The 17,357-nt window shown below is 47.9% G+C and carries 13 protein-coding genes and 1 pseudogene; 5 read left to right on the top strand and 9 right to left on the bottom strand.

Annotated elements, in window-relative coordinates; genetic code table 11:
* Positions 1-66: 66 nt before the first annotated feature.
* From ACW5MY_RS05390 to ACW5MY_RS05365, 6 genes are all read right to left on the bottom strand, one after another.
* Positions 67-2,400 carry a YhgE/Pip domain-containing protein gene (locus ACW5MY_RS05390; protein ID WP_013351723.1) on the bottom strand — a complete coding sequence of 778 codons (2,334 nt, stop codon included), beginning with the start codon at positions 2,398-2,400 and terminating at the stop codon, positions 67-69.
* Between the two features lie 71 nt (positions 2,401-2,471).
* Positions 2,472-3,044: a TetR/AcrR family transcriptional regulator gene (locus tag ACW5MY_RS05385; protein WP_013351722.1), complete on the bottom strand. Its 573-nt coding sequence runs from the start codon at positions 3,042-3,044 to the stop codon at positions 2,472-2,474.
* A gap of 150 nt (positions 3,045-3,194) precedes the next feature.
* Positions 3,195-4,628: a protoporphyrinogen oxidase gene (gene hemY, locus ACW5MY_RS05380; protein WP_013351721.1), complete on the bottom strand. Its 1,434-nt coding sequence runs from the start codon at positions 4,626-4,628 to the stop codon at positions 3,195-3,197.
* Positions 4,629-4,655: 27 nt separating this feature from the next.
* Positions 4,656-5,591: a ferrochelatase gene (gene hemH / locus ACW5MY_RS05375; protein ID WP_013351720.1), complete on the bottom strand. Its 936-nt coding sequence runs from the start codon at positions 5,589-5,591 to the stop codon at positions 4,656-4,658.
* A gap of 75 nt (positions 5,592-5,666) precedes the next feature.
* Positions 5,667-6,728 (bottom strand): uroporphyrinogen decarboxylase, encoded by a 1,062-nt coding sequence (gene hemE, locus ACW5MY_RS05370; RefSeq protein ID WP_013351719.1) that lies wholly within the window; start codon positions 6,726-6,728, stop codon positions 5,667-5,669.
* A gap of 124 nt (positions 6,729-6,852) precedes the next feature.
* Positions 6,853-8,994, bottom strand: coding sequence for a transglycosylase domain-containing protein (locus ACW5MY_RS05365; RefSeq protein WP_013351718.1), 2,142 nt, complete (start codon positions 8,992-8,994; stop codon positions 6,853-6,855).
* A gap of 122 nt (positions 8,995-9,116) precedes the next feature.
* Between ACW5MY_RS05365 and hmoB the strand changes: the two genes are divergently transcribed.
* The 3 genes and pseudogenes from hmoB to ACW5MY_RS05350 all read left to right on the top strand — a co-directional run bounded on the left by hmoB (position 9,117) and on the right by ACW5MY_RS05350 (position 12,365).
* Positions 9,117-9,617: a heme-degrading oxygenase HmoB gene (gene hmoB / locus ACW5MY_RS05360; protein ID WP_013351717.1), complete on the top strand. Its 501-nt coding sequence runs from the start codon at positions 9,117-9,119 to the stop codon at positions 9,615-9,617.
* A gap of 115 nt (positions 9,618-9,732) precedes the next feature.
* A complete protein-coding gene (locus ACW5MY_RS05355; RefSeq protein ID WP_013351716.1) occupies positions 9,733-11,118 on the top strand; it encodes a hypothetical protein in 1,386 nt (461 codons plus the stop codon).
* A 127-nt stretch (positions 11,119-11,245) separates the two neighbouring features.
* Positions 11,246-12,365: pseudogene (locus ACW5MY_RS05350) on the top strand (amidohydrolase).
* 22 nt (positions 12,366-12,387) lie between these two features.
* On the opposite strand, the gene ACW5MY_RS05345 reads toward ACW5MY_RS05350, so the two are convergent.
* Genes ACW5MY_RS05345 through ACW5MY_RS05335 form a run of 3 tightly spaced genes read right to left on the bottom strand, consistent with a single transcriptional unit; the run spans position 12,388 to position 15,098 of the window.
* Entirely contained in the window at positions 12,388-13,092 is a 705-nt protein-coding gene (locus ACW5MY_RS05345; RefSeq protein WP_013351714.1) for an EcsC family protein, read from the bottom strand.
* Positions 13,093-13,135: 43 nt separating this feature from the next.
* Positions 13,136-14,362 (bottom strand): ABC transporter permease, encoded by a 1,227-nt coding sequence (locus ACW5MY_RS05340; protein WP_013351713.1) that lies wholly within the window; start codon positions 14,360-14,362, stop codon positions 13,136-13,138.
* On the bottom strand, positions 14,355-15,098 hold the full coding sequence (locus ACW5MY_RS05335) for an ABC transporter ATP-binding protein (protein WP_013351712.1): 744 nt from the start codon (positions 15,096-15,098) through the stop codon (positions 14,355-14,357). The genes ACW5MY_RS05340 and ACW5MY_RS05335 overlap by 8 nt, the downstream gene beginning before the upstream one ends.
* 490 nt (positions 15,099-15,588) lie before the next feature.
* Between ACW5MY_RS05335 and ACW5MY_RS05330 the strand changes: the two genes are divergently transcribed.
* Entirely contained in the window at positions 15,589-16,026 is a 438-nt protein-coding gene (locus ACW5MY_RS05330) for an HIT family protein (RefSeq protein ID WP_007409220.1), read from the top strand.
* A gap of 136 nt (positions 16,027-16,162) precedes the next feature.
* Complete coding sequence (serC, locus tag ACW5MY_RS05325) at positions 16,163-17,242, top strand: 3-phosphoserine/phosphohydroxythreonine transaminase (RefSeq protein ID WP_013351711.1); 1,080 nt, start codon at positions 16,163-16,165, stop codon at positions 17,240-17,242.
* The last annotated feature ends 115 nt before the right edge of the window (positions 17,243-17,357 follow it).

Raw genomic sequence — 17,357 nt, 5'->3', positions numbered from 1 at the left:
CTGAACCTCTGTATCTTCTCTTTTGAATAAAAGAGGCCCTGAGCATTTGCTCAGAGCCTCTATTTCTTATGCTGTTATTTCTTCTTCCGCTTTGTGTTCTTTTTTGCTTTTTACCGTAAAGTACACGATGGTCAGTGTGATCATGACAACGGCGATGCCCAATAGAACCGATGCCTGCTGCCACATGTAGCCGTAATCGCCATTTGAAATGACGGCACGGAATCCGTTGATGCTGTAAGTCATCGGCAGTGCGCCGTGAATCACTTGATAGAATCCCGGCAGGAGTTCGAGCGGGAAGGTTCCTCCGCTTGCCCCGAGCTGGAGCACCAGAATGATGACAGCGATAAAGCGTCCCGGATTTCCCATCGTTGTCGCCAATAATTGAATCATGGACAAGAACGCGATGCTGGTAATCATCGTAAAGAGATAGAATCTCCAAGTGCTTTCCACATCAAGCCCGATTCCTTTTAACAGAACCGTTGCGACAATAACGGATTGAATCAGTCCGACAAGCAGAATGACGCTGAATTTGCTGAGGAACCATTCAAAACCGTTTCTCGGACGCCCTGAAGCTTCACTCAGAGGGAATACGACCGTCAGCATCAATCCGCCGACATATAAGCCCATAGAGAGAATATATGGCGTCAGTCCGGTACCGTAGTTAGGCACGGAATGAATCGCGTTATCGTCCGTTTTTACCGGATCGGCGATCATGCTGTACGTTTTGTCATCTGTCTTAATGTCTCCGGTTTGATCGGCCGCATCTTTCAGCTGGCTGGACAATTGTCCGGTACCGTCTAAAAGCTTGCTTAAACCGGTGCCGAGAGACGCTTGACCCTGCTCAATTTTGGATGAGCCGTCATGGATTTTGTTTTGCGCATCCAGCAGCTTCGTTAAGCCGCCTGACACTTGGCCGCTCCCTGACACTAGCGCTTCAGATCCTGATTTGAGCTGGCCGAACTTGCTGTTGTATTCGCCGATACCGGCCGTCAGTTTGTTTTGGCTTTCAAAAACTGTCTGTGCTCCGCTGTACAATTTATCAGTTCCCGCTGTCAGCTGGTTAATCGCGTCTTGTACCGCCGCTGCACCGTTATACAGTTTCGAAGTGGACTGAGGCAGTGCTTTCAGCTGATCAGCCTTCGCTTTTACATCTTGGAGCGCGCTTTTAATGACTGACATATCCGGAAGCTGAATATCTCCGCCGGACGGAAGCTGGCTGACGATATTGTCTAAATCCGGAAGGTCAGCTTTCGGAAGCTTCTCATTCAGAAGCTGAACAAGTTTTGCTTTTTGCTCATCCGTTAAGAAATCACTGTCCTGAATCACCTTTTTGACCGCGTTATCCCGGGCATCGAGGCTGTTTTTCAGATCAGAAAGCTTCTTCTTAAACTGCTGCAATTCCTTTTCAGTCTGTTCGAGCTGCCCAACGGCTTTTTCTATATCTGACAGGTTGACGGAATTGATGGCATCTTCAAATGCCGCCGCTTTTTGCGATACTTCCTGCGCCTTGCTGTTTAACACGCTTAAACCATTCGTTAAATCCGGAAGCTTTTGCTGGAGCTGCTTATGCCCGTCAAGGCTCGTTTTCAGCCCGCTGGCCACTTGGCCTCCGCCTGAAGCAATCTGTCCTGATTTGTCTTGAATTTCGGCGCTTGCGCTCTGGAGTTTTGCGATAGAGCTGTCAAGCGTTTGAATTCCGCTTGTCACTTTTGCTGCGCCGTCTGTAAGCTGCTGCGTTTTATCGCTGATGGTTGCGGTGCTTTCAGTGAGTTTCGCTAAATTTTCCTTCAGCTTGGCGCTGCCGTCTTTCGCGCTTTTTGTGCCATCGTCTATTTTCTTGGCGCCGCTGCTGGCTTTGCCGAGTCCTTTGGCAATATCTTTAAAGTTGTCAAAAATGACTTTTGCGTATTGCTCCGTCACTTCTTTCGACACTGAGGCTTTCAATTTATCGATCGCCTTTTCACCGATTGTCGCGCCGACATAGTTGGAACCGGCATTCGTATGATACTTCAGATCCAGCTTCTTCGGATTTTTATCCATTACCGTGCTGGCGTTTTTAGAAAAATCTTCAGGAATCTCGACCAATAAATAATATTTAGCATTTAATAAGTCCTTTAGCGATTGATCAAGATCGCTTGAAAAATGCCAATCAAAATTATCATTTTTCTTTAACTCTTTTACAAGATCGTCACCGATCTGAAGATGTTTCCCTTCGTAGTCTGCCCCTTTATCCTGGTTGACAACGACAACCGGCAGCTGATCCACCGTGCCGTACGGATCCCAGTACGCCTTCAAAAACACTCCGCTGTAGATCAGCGGAACGAATAATATGGCAATGATGGGGATTAACAGTTTCTTGCTCGTTACAATGTCTTTCCACTGGCTTTTTATTGTATTCAACCCTGTTGCCTCCTTCCGCAAACTGACTCATTTGACAAAACGGTCACGGCACCTAAAAAGTGAAGGATCATCTATTTAGATAATCCTTGACCGACATAGATTTCCAGCAATTCGGCGATCGTCTCTTTTTCAAGAGGCGGATGGTTTTTTTCCCAGTCAAATATCAGCGCGATGTAGAGTTTGAGCATCACAAAAGCGGTGAGCTCCGGATCGCACGGTTTAATGCTCCCGTTTTCAATGGCACATTCTATCTTTTCTTTAATGTATGACAGAATGGCCCGCTCCATTTTCGCAATGACATCCTGAACGGCAATTGTACCAATCTCGGCGTTCTCCTGAAAAATTTTAATAGTCAGCTGGTGTGTTTTTCTGAATTCCAAAATCGCGACCAGCGCCCGATGGACATTTTCATGAAATGAAAGCTCCGGTTTCATCGCTTCGTCAGCGTGTTCCTTCATTTCTCTTAAAATAGTGGTGAAAATATCATCAAACAGCTCTTCTTTGTTTTTGAAGAACGTGTAGATGGTTCCCTTCCCCACGTTTGCAAGCTTTGCCACCAGATCCATTGTCGTTGCTTTGTAGCCGAATTGCGTAAAAGATTTCGTTGCCGCTTCCAGAATGAGCTTTTTCCGATCGACGGACATGTTTCCCACCTCGTTAAATTGACCGTTTGAACGTTTTAGTCATTTTGTACATAAGATAACTTATCACAGTCGCGAAGAAGATTCAAATGTTTTTTCTCTATAATGGTGTTCCCTTGACAGAACGGGAACATGCAAAAAAAAACCCCCGTTTTAAGATAACGGAGGCTGGTACGTTTCAAATAAATAAGCCAGTGAATCATATACTGCGGCTTTTCCCTGGTCGATACAGTCGGGGATGCCCACCCCTTCAAAAGATGCGCCCGTCGCGTATACACCCGGATAGGAAGCTTTCAGCTCATCTCTGAACTCTTTGATGCGCTCTTTATGGCCGACATGGTACTGCGGCATGCTTTCGTTCCAGCGGGTGACACAGGTCATTTCCGGTTCGCCATTGATTTTCATTACTTTTTTCAAATCTTCCATTACGATTTTAATGATCTCGTTATCTGAAAGATCTACGATGGATTCATCTCCGGCCTTTCCAACGTACGCCCTGAGAAGCGTTTTGCCCTCCGGCGCCGCGTGCGGCCATTTTTTATTCGTCCATGTGCAGGCCGTGATGGAGAAATCGCTGTTTCTTGAGATAACGAATCCCGTACCTTCATGCTCCATCTTGACGGCTCCCTCCGGAAAACCTAAGGCGACGTTGGCAACGGACGTAGAATGCATGTCTTTGAGACATGACACCGCCGGCAAATCAGAAAGCATTTTCGCCGCGGCTTTATGCGGCGCTGTCACAATGCATCCTTCCGCATGCAGCACACTGCCGTTATCAAGCGTCACGGAATATCCCTTCTCCTCGCGGCCGATATGGGTAACTTTCGTGCCTTTCATCACCTTTGTCAGTGTAAGCTGCTTTTCCAGCTCCTCCACCAAAGTTTGAAGGCCTGTCGTCAGTGTTAAAAACTGGCCCTGCTTTTTGGCCGTCAGCTGCTGTCCCGAAGGCTGCGGACGCGATTTTTTCATGCCGAGAATCAGACTTCTGTGCTTTTGCTCAGTCTGATAGAATTGCGGAAACGTGGACATAAGGCTCAGCTTATCAATATCTCCGGCATAAATCCCAGACAACAGCGGTTCTATTAAATTCTCAACAACTTCGTCACCGACGCGTCTGCGGAAAAACTCACCCAGAGACTGATCTTCCTTCGGTTTGCTCGCAGGCAGGACAAAATCCAGCGCCGCCCGCGCTTTTCCGGGAACAGAAAATAAGCCGGTGGAGATGAACGGAGCGATTTTTGTCGGGATGCCCATCACCGCGCCCTTCGGCATCGGATGAAGCGTCTCGTTGACAAGCACGTAAGACTGGCCGGTCGCATTGTTGACGAGCAGATGCTCAAGCCCCAGATCCTTCACGAGCTGCGGAGCGCTTTTTTTCCTTTCCAAAAAAGAATCCGGCCCCCGCTCGATGATGTAGCCGTCTTTATGGGCCGTCTGAATTTTCCCGCCCGCTCGCGGGCCTGCTTCGATCAAAGTAATCTCAAGCGGCAGCTGTTTTTCCTTGATTTCTTTTTCCATGTAGAAGGCGGCGGCTAATCCCGTTATGCCGCCGCCGATGATGACCAGATGTTTTTTATCGCCACTCATTTTTATCGCCTTCTTTACCGTTTAATTCTACTTGTCCAGCTCTTTCAGCACGACCGCTGCAAGCGCGTCGATAAATTCAGGCTGTGCGTTCGGCATAGCCGGACGATAGTAGCTTGCGCCGACTTCATCGGTCACAGCTTTGCATTCGTAATCATTATCGTAAAGCACCTCTAAATGATCGGCAACGAAGCCTGCGGGCACATATACAAATGCTTTATAAGGATGCTTTTGATACAGCTCGCGCGTGAGATCCTGCACATCCGGCCCGAGCCACGGATCAGGGGTGTTCCCTTCGCTCTGCCAGCCGACTGCGTAATCGGTAATTCCGGCGCCTTCGGCTATCAGTTTTGCGGATTCCTCCAGCTGGTCAGGATACGGATCGCCGTATTCTTTAATTTTTTCAGGAAGGCTGTGCGCTGAGACGATCAGCATCGCATCATCCCGTTCTTCTTTCGGCATGGAGTCATACGTTTTCTTCACTTGGGTGACCCAATAATCAACGAATTTCGGTTCATCATACCAGCTCTCAACCGACTTGATGGTCAAGCCGCCGAGCTTGTCCGCTTCTTCTTTCGCGCGTTTGTTGTAAGACTTGACGCTGAATGTTGAAAAATGAGGGGCGAGCACAAGGCTGACAGCTTCTGTAATGCCGTCTTTATGCATCTCCGCCACCGCATCTTCAATAAACGGTTCAATATGTTTTAATCCGATGTACACTTTGAATGTTACATCATCCTGAATTTCATTTAAACGCTGTCCGAGCTTCTCCGCCTGCTCCTGCGTAATTTTTGCGAGTGGCGAAATGCCTCCGATCGCCTCATATCTGTCTTTTAAGTCTTGAAGCATATGCGGCTCCGGCTTTCTTCCGCGTCTGATATGTGTATAATAACGCTCTATGTCCTCTTCTTTGTAAGGCGTTCCGTAAGCCATGACAAGAAGTCCCATTTTCTTTTTGCTGCTCATTTTGTTAAACACCTCTTTTGATGGTCTGTCTATCTTGATTTTGACAGGAAAATCTCCTTATAACCAACGATCTGCTCAGGAAGATCGTTCCGTTTTTTTGGCTGCGGAGTATTCATGCACAAACGCCGTCAGCTTTTTCAGCGTATCCGGATTTACATCAGGGAATACGCCGTGTCCTAAATTGAAAATAAACCGGTCCGTTTTCATGCCCTGATCAAGTATCGCTTTCGCTTTTTCCTCGATGACTTCCCAAGGCGCAAGAAGAAGCGACGGATCAAGGTTGCCCTGAACCGTTTTTGTGATGCCTTGTTTTCTGGCGTCATCTATGCTGAGTCTCCAATCAAGACCGACAACGTCAAGAGGAAGGTCATGCCAATCTCCGGCCAGATGGCTTGCGCCTACGCCGAACATGATCAGCGGAACTTGTTCTGCTGAAAGCTCCCGGAAAATTCTGTCCATCACCGGTTTGATATACATCCGGTAATCTTCGCGGTTCAGCGCGCCGACCCATGAATCAAAAATCTGAATGGCTTTCGCGCCGGCGTTAATCTGCGCTTTCGCATAAACGATAATCATGTCCGCGAGCTTGTCCATCAGCATCTGCCACGCTTGCGGCATACTGTGCATAAACGCTTTTGTTTTGTTGTAATTTTTAGAAGGCCCGCCTTCAATCATATAACTGGCCAGCGTAAAAGGCGCTCCCGAAAAACCGATGAGCGGGACATTCAGCTGTTCGTTTACGAGTAATCGGATCGTTTCCAGCACGTAAGGAACATCCTGTTCGGGATTCAGTTCGCCGAGCTTGTCAATATCCGCAGCAGAGCGCACCGGCTGATCGATCACCGGCCCGATTCCGTTTTTAATTTCAACATCCACTCCGATATAAGGAAGCGGCGTCATAATATCTTTATATAAAATGGCAGCGTCCACTCCGTACTGCTCGACCGGGAGTCTTGTCACATACGCGCACAGCTCGGGCTGATGCGTAATTTCAACCAGGCCGTACTTTTCCTTCAGCTTGCGGTATTCCGGCTGCGACCTCCCCGCCTGTCTCATGTACCAGACAGGGACGTGACCCGCTTTTTCTCCCCGTGCCGCTTTTAAAAACGTATCATTAAACGCTTCTCGTTTACTCATCTGAATTTCCACCTTTCCTCCTGCAACCATACGTTCGTGTTCTTCGCCCATTACACTATACCTTGTTTTTTCAAAATGGTATAGAATTGAGGCTTAATGTTCAAAAAATCGCCGAATTCATTATTTAAGAAGAAAAAAGCTTCGGCTGAACGTATTCCGTTCCCTCTCCTTCTTGATTCGTCTGTGTATTATATGGAACGACCTTGTATGAAGCCCCTGAGAACAGATTGGCGTACGGAATGTCAAAGCTGCCTTTTCCTTTCACCGAATCCAGAAGCTTGTCTTTTCCGTCTTTCTTTTCATATATTCGGTAAACAACCCGATCATCCTTTTGAGCATCCCATTTTAATTGAATCGTAATCAATCCCATCGCCTTAAATGTATAACGGGCCGACAGGGACTTCACCGCCTTAAGCTCAATCGGACTGCCCAGTTCTTTCACATTTTCAGGCTTTTTGAATGTTTTGCCGCTTTCTTCCGCTTTTGTGACGATATCTTTAAAGAGCCGGACCGGGTACTGGCTTCCGCCTTTCAGGTAATGGGTTTTATCCGTTTTGTCATAGCCCATCCAAATGGCTCCCGTCAGTCCGGGAGTGTATCCCGCAAACCAGGCGTCCTTCGTGGCACCGGGGACGCCGGTAAATGACGTCGTGCCGGTTTTCCCCGCCATGTCGCCTTGATAGCTTCCTTGTGAAGCGGTTCCTTCTTTTACGACCTGCTGAAGCATTCTCGTCATATTCCATGCGGTCTGTCCGCTGAAGACGCGCGTTTTGCCGTTTTTAGGCCCGGATATCGTTTCTCCGTCTTCGTCCGTGATTTTCTCAATAAAAAATGGCTTCGTATACATTCCGTTCGCCGCAAAGGTATGATAAGCTCCGGCAAGCTGAAGCGGGGTGACGCCTTCTGACAGACCGCCAAGCGCAATCGCGAGCCCGTTGTCAGAAATGTTTATGCCGTTTTTATCAAGATACGATTTTCCCGTATCCACGCCGATCTGCTTCAATGTCCAGACAGCGGGCGCATTTATGCTGTATGTGATCGCGTCCTGCATCGTCACTTGCCCCTTGTACTGCCCGCCATAATTTTTCGGTTCATACCCGTCGTAAGACTGCAGTTTGTCTTGAAGAAGCGAATACGGTTTGAACTTGTCTTCCTGCATGGCGGGCCCGTATACGGCAAGCGGCTTAAACGTTGAGCCCGGCTGCCGCGGCGCAGTTACCCTGTTGTATCCTTTTGTCACGTAGTCGCGCCCGCCGACCGCCGCGCGGACGCCTCCGGTTTTATTATCAATAAAGACGGCGCTTCCCTCTGCCGCCTGATCCGTCCCCGGAAAATAGCCGTTTTCCCTCATTAGTGTGTATGCCGTTTTCTGCAGCTTGGAATCAAGCGAAGTCCGGATCGTATAGCCGCCTTGAAGAAGCTGTTCTCCTGACATCGAATAACGGGATTCCGCCTCCTTGATGACAAGATCGATATAACTGTCAAACCAAGGCGTTTCAGATGTTTTCTTGACATTAAGCCCCAATGTCCTGCCCTGGGCTCTGACGGCTTCTTTGGCGCTGATATAGCCTTGATCGTTCATCATGGAAAGAATCGTATCGCGCCGTTCTTTATTTTTGCCGGGATGCTGAATCGGCGAATAAAGGGATGGCGCCTTCGGTATGGCTGCCAGAACGGCGCCTTCTGCAACGGTTAAATCTTTTACTTCTTTATTAAAGTAGTAGTGAGACGCGGCTTGAATGCCGTAAACGCCATGGCCGAAATAGAGCTGGTTCAGGTACATTTCAAGCAGCTTATCCTTGCTGTAATCACGCTCAAGATTGATGGCAATGATGACTTCTTTTGTCTTGCGCAAAAATGTTTTATCATTAGTCAGAAAAATGTTTTTCGCCAGCTGCTGGGTGATCGTGCTTCCGCCCTCCACCTTGCCGCCTGCTAAAACATCCCGGAACACCGCCCGACCGACAGACTTCACATCAATGCCGTGATGTTCGTAAAACCGTTTATCTTCAACGGCGATAAACGCATCTCTCACATCTTCCGGAACCTCCTGAATGGATACCGGTTCGCGGTTTTCCGTATAAAGGCTCGCGATTTCATCACCGTTTTGATCGACGATTTTTGAAGATGCGTGCAGTATTAACTTCTTTTCATCGATGACATAATGGCCGAGAAATATAATGATAATGTATCCGATTAACGCGAGAAAAGCGGTTGCCGCTGCAATTACAGCCGGAATAAAGAATCTTTTTTTCTTTTTCAGCATAAGTCACCTCGCCTTTCTTAACTTGTAGTATGGGAAATATTGTTTCGATTTATGTCAGAATGAGTCGCCAATAGAAACTTATACCACTCTTTTGATATACTAGCAAGCAGGAGGTGGCTGATATGAAGGTTTATATTACATACGGGACAGCCGATTTTTTAAAGACGATTGCAAAGAAACACCCTGGTGAGAATATGGTGCTGATGCAAGGGGATGAAAATGCGATTTTAATCCATGAGACAAATGGAGAAACCGTTTTCCAGGCGCCCCATTCATATGAAAGCATCGACAGCGTCGGGGAAATCAAAAATCCGGGCTACGCCGTCCTCAACAACATCGCAGTTACCCAGGAAGGCCGGCCGCTGTTTGAAAATCGGTTTAAAAACCGAGCCGGCAAAGTGGAAAATGAACCCGGCTTTAAAGCCATCCGCGTATTAAGGCCGCTCGAAGGCGATACGTATGTCATCCTGACCCTGTGGGAAGAGGAAAAAGCCTTTCAGAACTGGCAGCAGTCAAACTCTTATCAGGAAGCTCATAAAAAACGCGGAACATCAGCAGGCATTGATACGACGTCCATTTTCTCCCGTCCATCTTATGTAACCGCTTATTACGCTATAGACTAAAACCGCCGGAGATTCTCCGGCTTTTTTTTGTCCCGATTTTCAGCTTCCTTCTTTGCACCTTCCGCCCGCCTATGAATAACCTGTAGCAATCCTATTTATAAACGGAGTGGTTCAATTGGGGATCGGCGTCTACTCGATACATCTGCTTTATGTTGCTTTTATCGCAGCCATTATCGTTTTTATGCTTCTCAGAAAAGATACAACCTTTATTTCACTTGCCGGTATTTTTGTGATTGCGCTATGGACGACGCATTCATTCTCCGCTTCGGTCAGCAGCCTGTTTCACAGCTTCACGTATGCCGCCGGGGAATTGCTGCCGACGATTTTTATTATTTGTTTTATCGTGGCGATGAGCGGCATTTTGACCAAAACAGGTATTAATGAAGCGATGATTTCTCCATTTGCGAAGCTGATGAAAGGGCCGGCTGTCGCGTATTGGGTCATCGGCGGACTGATGTTTGCCATTTCTCTTTTTTTCTGGCCGTCACCAGGGGTGGCGCTGATCGGCGCAGTGCTGCTTCCCGCAGCGATCCGGGCGGGTCTTTCTCCGATCGCCGCAGCAATGGCGATGAACCTGTTCGGCCATGGATTCGCTTTATCAGGTGATTACGTCATTCAGGCGGCGCCGAAATTGACAGCCGATGCCGCCGGAGTTCCTGTGGGCGATGTCATGCAGGCGAGTATTCCGCTCGTTTTGATCATGGGGATAACGACGACAGTCACCGCTTTTTTTCTCATCATGCGGGAACGAAAAAAAACGCAGGCCCCCCTCTCCTTTTACAGCTCCGGTTCTTTGGACACAAGTATGTATCTTCCGAAAAAACTCAGGGTCATCCTGGCGGTTTTCATTCCGATTGTTTTTCTTGCCGATATTATTTGCATGCTCGTATACCGCCTGCAAGGAAATGACGCGACGGCACTCGTCGGGGGGACTGCGATCGGCATCCTCCTGATCATTCATTTCATTGTTCATAAGCAGCGGCATTTAGAAAAGATCACTGAGTATTTTATCGGCGGTTTTCAATTCGGCTTTAAAGTATTCGGCCCCGTCATTCCGATCGCGGCTTTCTTTTATCTCGGTGACGCGGGGTTTAAAAGTATTTTGAACACCCCTCTGCCGCAGGGATCTGCGGGGATCGTCAATGACCTCGGGCTGGCGCTGTCCCATTCCTTTCCGATGTCCGGGGAATTCGCCGGCATCGCCCTCACCGCAGTCGGTGCGATTACAGGGCTTGACGGTTCAGGCTTTTCCGGGATATCTCTTGCAGGCTCGATGGCAAAACTATTTTCCGCCGCGCTTCATACGGACCCGGCCGTTTTAACGGCGCTGGGGCAGATTTCAGCGATCTGGGTCGGGGGCGGAACATTGGTCCCTTGGGCGCTTATCCCCGCTGCGGCTATTTGTAAAGTTGATCCGTTTGAGCTTGCCAGGAAAAACTTTATTCCGGTGGCGGCCGGACTTGTCGTCACAACGATCGCCGCCATCATCATTCTCCCTTAGCAAAAAGATTGAAATCTTCTGACATTTTCTATACAATCATGGGAAAAGCAGACGAGGGGGCATCGCTTTGACATTAACGGCACTTCAAAAAAGCTTATACGCCGAGCTTGACGGCCTGTATGAGGAAATGGTTGAAATCAGGCGTCACCTTCACATGAATCCCGAGCTTTCCTTTAAAGAGAAAAAAACACCGGCGTTCATCGCATCGTTTTATGAAAAACTCGGCGTTCCCATCCGGACGAATGTCGGAGGAAACGGAGTCACAGCCTATATTGAAGGCAGTGAACCGGGACCGGCTGTCGCGCTCAGGGCTGATTTTGACGCTTTGCCTATACAGGATGAAAAAGATGCGCCCTATGCTTCACAAATCCCCGGCGTCATGCACGCCTGCGGGCACGACGGCCATACGGCAGCTCTGCTTGCGGTCGGAAAAGTGCTTTCCCGCAACCGGGAAAGGGTCATTTGTGATGATCCACCAGCACGCCGAAGAATTATCTCCCGGCGGAGCAAAATCAATGATTGAAGACGGCTGCCTCGAACATGTCGACGCCATTTTCGGCACGCACCTTTGGGCGACTGAACCCGTCGGAACGGTTTTATGCCGCCCGGGCGCAGTGATGGCCGCCGCTGACGGATTTACGATTAAAGTCATCGGAAAAGGCGGTCACGGCGCGATCCCTCACGATACGAAGGACGCCGTTTTAATCGGCTCACAAATCGTCACCGCCCTTCAGCATATTGTGAGCCGGCGGGTAAACCCCATGCACCCGGCCGTCATCTCAGCCGGCTCGTTCGTCGCTGAAAATCCGTTTAATGCGATTGCGGATCACGCAGTCATAACCGGCACCGTCCGCTCGTTTGACGAAGAGGTGCGCAGCCTGCTCGAAGCAGAAATAGAAGCCGTCGTCAAAGGAATCTGCGCCATGCACTCCGCTTCTTATGAATATCGTTTCAAACGCGGCTACCCCGCTGTCGTGAATCACCCTGAGGAAGCGGCGCACGCGGCTGCTGCCGCAGCGGAAACAGACGGCGTCACAAAAGTCGTTGAAGGAGAGCCGCAGATGGCGGGAGAAGACTTTTCATATTATCTGCAGCATACGAAAGGCGCATTTTTCTTTACGGGCGCCGCTTTAGAAAATGCGGAATCTATTTATCCTCATCATCACCCGAAATTTGATTTTAATGAAAAAGCGATGCTGACGGCCGCCAAGGTGCTTATCGGCGCCGCGGTGAGCTACCGCCGCTAGGCATAAAAAAACAGCCGGTACATTACGTACCGGCTGCTGTAATTCTTAAATGAAAAACATGCCTTGCCGTCTCGCCTAGCTGTGACAGCAGTTTATAATTGGCCGCTCCGCCCACGGCTGCTCCGACGACCGGCAAAAGCTGAAACAATTTCACCACGTCCAGATAATCGCGGTATTCCTGCTGAAAAACTCTCCAATCGACATCATGCTTTTTTGAATCCCAATGTTCAATAATCGAGTATATGTGTTTCCGCCGTTCACCGCTTGAGAAAGCAAGCTGAAAAATAAACAGCAAAAACAATCGTTCATCTCTATCACTCACATCAAAGCCGTAAATGGAGGCAAGATCGAACAGGCATTTCATTTTAATCGACAACAGCAAAGGAAAATCAGCCATTCCTAAAAAAATTCCGCCAGCCCCCGTACCGATACCCTCGGCTGCCGCGACCTTCTGGTATGATGCGATGGTTTGTCTGGCCAGGGCATCTTTTTCTGAAAGGGTCATACCGTTTGTATCCCGATTGCTTTTTGCCAGATTTGAACCCGCCATTGTTGCTTCGGTCATTTTTTTGATGCTTTCTGTGATAACGGTATGAATTTTTTCGGGAATCCGCTCATTTATTTTCGCCTGCATTCCTTTAGAAAAACGTTCGAGCATCGAATCCTTACGCAAAAAACGCGCTTTCCATTGCAAGGCTTCATGTATCAGCTGCTGATCGCCGGTCATCTGCGTCTCCTTCTTTCGCTATAGGTTTCAAAAACCCGATTGATTACAGCTTGCCGTATTTTTTCAATCTGCCTCCCATATACGAAGGCATAATCACAAAGATCAGAACGGCTGAAGCGATAGCGGCATAAAGCGCCCCGCTGACTCCCGCGGCATAGGCCGACGCTGCCGTGAACAGCAATGCCTGCACGGTTAGCACCGATTTCATCAGGGAAAAGAAACTTTGCAGCTTCGCTTTCTGATTGACCGGGTAAAGCTCCTGTAAAGAAAGATGATGAAAATGCCCGAACAGCGGCAAAAGCTGTATCCCCGTAATAAAGACGGTAAATACGGTTAACGCCGCCGTTATCCACGGATTGGCGGAAACGAGCATAATTATCAGAATAAAAATAATCGTGAGCCTGACTTGAATGCCGAGATAATCATTTGAACGAAGAAAGGCCCGCGCATACATATATGAGAACGTTTTCCGCTGTTCAAACGGAATCATTCTGAGCAAGAAGTCGAGATACGCCCGGCGTTTTGCCTGTTTCTTCAGGTGAGGCACATCGGTAAACAGATTGGCGATTCTGTAAAACCGCTGCTTCCTTCTTAATTCATATTCAATATGAGCTTCCCATTTTAACGATTTATGTTTCGCGGCAGATGTGAAATACACATAAAGACCGGCCATCACAATGTAGACGGCGGCAGCGTACAGATAAAACGATTGCAAAATGAAGTATAAAAGCAGCATATTACAGATAAAGCGTATGATCGCATCCGTCATTTTCATGCTTCTGTCATTCATAAATGTCATCCGCCACTCCATGGCCTGATTCCATGCTTTTACCGCCAGCATCTGAATAAAAACGGCGGCATACGACGTAAGTGACGCTCCCGGGCTTACAGCGAAAAACAGAGGCATGCACACAAGCGACAGAGCGAAAAGCGGAAACAGCTGTGACAGATAGCTGTACTTGAATGAATGCTTAAAGTATGTCCCCATTTTCGGTTCAAGCGGCAGAAGGAACACGAGATCCGCTTCCTTTAACAGCGTCCGGACGTATGAGCCCGTCAGCACAAATGAAAAGAGCACCGCCATCACCCAAAATGACGGGAAATGATCGGGAATGTCTTTGACCCATTTGCTGTACCAGCTCGCCGCGCCGGCGATAAAAAAGATCAGCACAATGACGAGATGATCATTGAGCATATATTTCATATACATTCTTGTTTCCTTTATATGCTCCTCAAGCCGGGACTGCCAAATACTAGACATATTATTCATGGCCGGCGTCTTCCTTTGTCAATTCAATATACAAGTCATCAAGAGCGGCGTCTCTCATGCCGAACTGCTCTCTCAGTTCTTCCAGTGTGCCGCTTGCCCGCACTTCGCCGTTATGTAAAATGATGAAAGCGTCACAGTAGCGCTCTGCCGTAGCCAGTATATGCGTTGACATCAGGACGGTTGATCCGGCTTTTTTCGCGGCGTCCATCCGCTCTAATAAAGCATTGATCGCAAGCGGGTCAAGCCCGAGAAACGGCTCGTCAATGATATAAAGCGAAGGCTCTGCGAGAAATGCGCACATGATCATGACTTTCTGCTTCATCCCTTTGGAAAAGTGAGCGGGAAACCATTTCAGCCTTTTTTCCATTCTGAATTCCTTCAAAAGCGGAGGAAGCCTTTTTTCAAGCGTTTCTTTGGAAAGGCCGTACGCCATGGCCGTCAGCTCCAAATGCTCTTTGAGCGTCAGTTCTTCATACAGCACCGGTGTTTCGGGAATGTACGTAAATTGCGAACGGTAGCTTTCCTTATCCTCCGAAAACGTCTTGCCGTTCAGCTCGATTGAGCCTTTATGCGGGTCCATTAAACCGATAATATGCCGGATCGTCGTGCTTTTGCCCGCGCCGTTTAATCCGATGAGCCCGACGATTTGGTTCGGCTCAAGGGTGAATGAAACATTTTTTAAAACCGGGTTTCTCGTATAACCGCCGGTTAAGTCTTTTACCGATAGCAGAGACATAATTTCTCCCCTTCTGATTCGTTTTTCTTCATAGTACCAAAAATAAAGGCTGATTTGAAACGATTCCCTTTTTTTCTCACGTGAAAAGCGTGCATAGTTATCGTGATCTCGGACATCATAATGCGTGTAGAAGGAAACAGCTTTAATCAACTGAAAATGAGGTGTTTATAAAAGACGTCTTTGAACAGTTGGATGAAAATCAACATGTCCTATGCTTACAATTTCTTCACACACTGCTTTGATGATGTTCTTCAATCATGATGAAATAATCAAATGAGGTGTTTGTCCCAGGAATGATTAAGCAGACCCATAAGTCTTCATTTTAAAAACAAATGAGGTGCTTACAAAAGGCATATTAAATTTTCTGTGATAAAGCTCGTACTTCTGCATCAGGATGAACGCTCAGCCGTTCATCCTGTTTTTTGTTTTGGCCGTTTTTGTGGTAGGATGAGAATATACATATATTTCTTTTCAGGGAGGAAACCCATCTATGCACAAAGCGGACGATTGTATTTTCTGCAAAATCATTGCCGGTGACATTCCGTCTTCAAAAGTATACGAAAATGAACACGTCGTGGCGTTTCTTGATATCAGCCAGGTCACAAAAGGCCACACGCTCGTGATTCCGAAAACACATATTGAAAACGTGTACGAGTTTACGCCTGAGCTTTCTAAAGAATATTTTGAGGCGGTGCCGAAAATCGCGCGCGCCATCCGGGATGAATTCGAGCCGATCGGGCTGAATATTCTCAATAACAACGGTGAAAAAGCGGGCCAATCAGTGTTCCATTTTCACATGCACATCATTCCGCGTTACGGAAAAGGCGACGGCTTCGGAGCGGTCTGGAAGACACATGCCGAAGACTACACGCCTGACGATCTTCAGGAAATCGCTTCAACCGTCAGAAAACGGCTTGCCTCATCTTAAGGATGAGGTTTTTTTGCGTCTGAACATATATAAAACATAAAATTATATTTTTTTATATCAAAAAAATCAAAAAATTGTGATAGGATAATTGTATTATTTCTTACACTAAAGCGGAAAACAGGGAGAGATCGTAAACATGGAACGTACAACGAATTTCAATGCAGGACCCGCAGCCCTTCCACTGGATGTGCTGCAAAAAGCACAGAAAGAATTTGTCGACTTCAATAACACCGGCATGTCCGTCATGGAACTGTCCCACCGGAGCACGGAATATGATGCGGTGCATCAAAAAGCCAAAACCCTTCTGAAAGAACTGATGGATATTCCCGACGATTATGATATTTTATTTCTTCAAGGCGGAGCAAGCCTACAATTCTCAATGCTTCCGATGAACTTTTTAACACCGGAGAAGACGGCGCACTTCATCGTGACGGGCGCATGGTCTGAAAAAGCCCTCGCTGAGGCGAAACTGTTCGGAAACACATCCGTCACGGCAACAAGCGCAGATTCAAACCACAACCATATACCGGAAGCGGACCTCTCAGGGATCAAAGACGGCGCCTACTTGCATATTACGTCCAACAACACGATTTTCGGAACGCAATGGAAAGAATTCCCGAACTCACCCATCCCGCTCGTAGCCGACATGTCAAGCGACATCCTCAGCAGAAAAATTGATGTCAGCTCGTTTGATGTCATCTACGGCGGAGCCCAGAAAAACCTCGGGCCGTCCGGCGTTACGGTCGTCATCATGAAAAAATCTTGGCTTGAAAAAGAAAATACAAACGTTCCTAAAATTTTGAAATATTCCACTCACACGAAAGCCGATTCACTGTATAATACACCGCCTACATTTGCGATTTATATGCTGAGCCTCGTCCTTGAATGGCTGGCTGAAAATGGCGGTGTCGAAGCGGCTGAACGGCGCAACCGGGAAAAGGCGGATGTCCTGTACGGCACAATCGATGCGAGCGGCGGATTTTACGCGGGCCATGCCGAAAAAAACAGCCGTTCTCACATGAATGTCACGTTCACTCTCCGCGACAGCAGTCTGACGAAAAAATTCGTTGAAGAAGCGAAAGCGGCTAAAATGACCGGACTCGGCGGCCACCGCTCAGTCGGAGGCTGCAGGGCGTCTGTTTACAACGCCGTCAGCCTGGCTGATTGTGAAAAACTGGCTCAGTTTATGAGAAAGTTCCAGCAGGAAAACGAATAAATTTCTTCTAACATAACGGTTCCTTTGATATACTGTTTGCATATCAATTTTTCCGGCCATCGCAATAAATGACGAGCATATTATTGGATGGCGAAAAAGCTTAGCAGAGGAGAGC

The organism is Bacillus sp. Bwzl_19, assembly GCF_054900515.1.
Note: the sequence above shows the minus strand (reverse complement) of the source record. Positions and strands in the feature narration are given on the sequence as shown.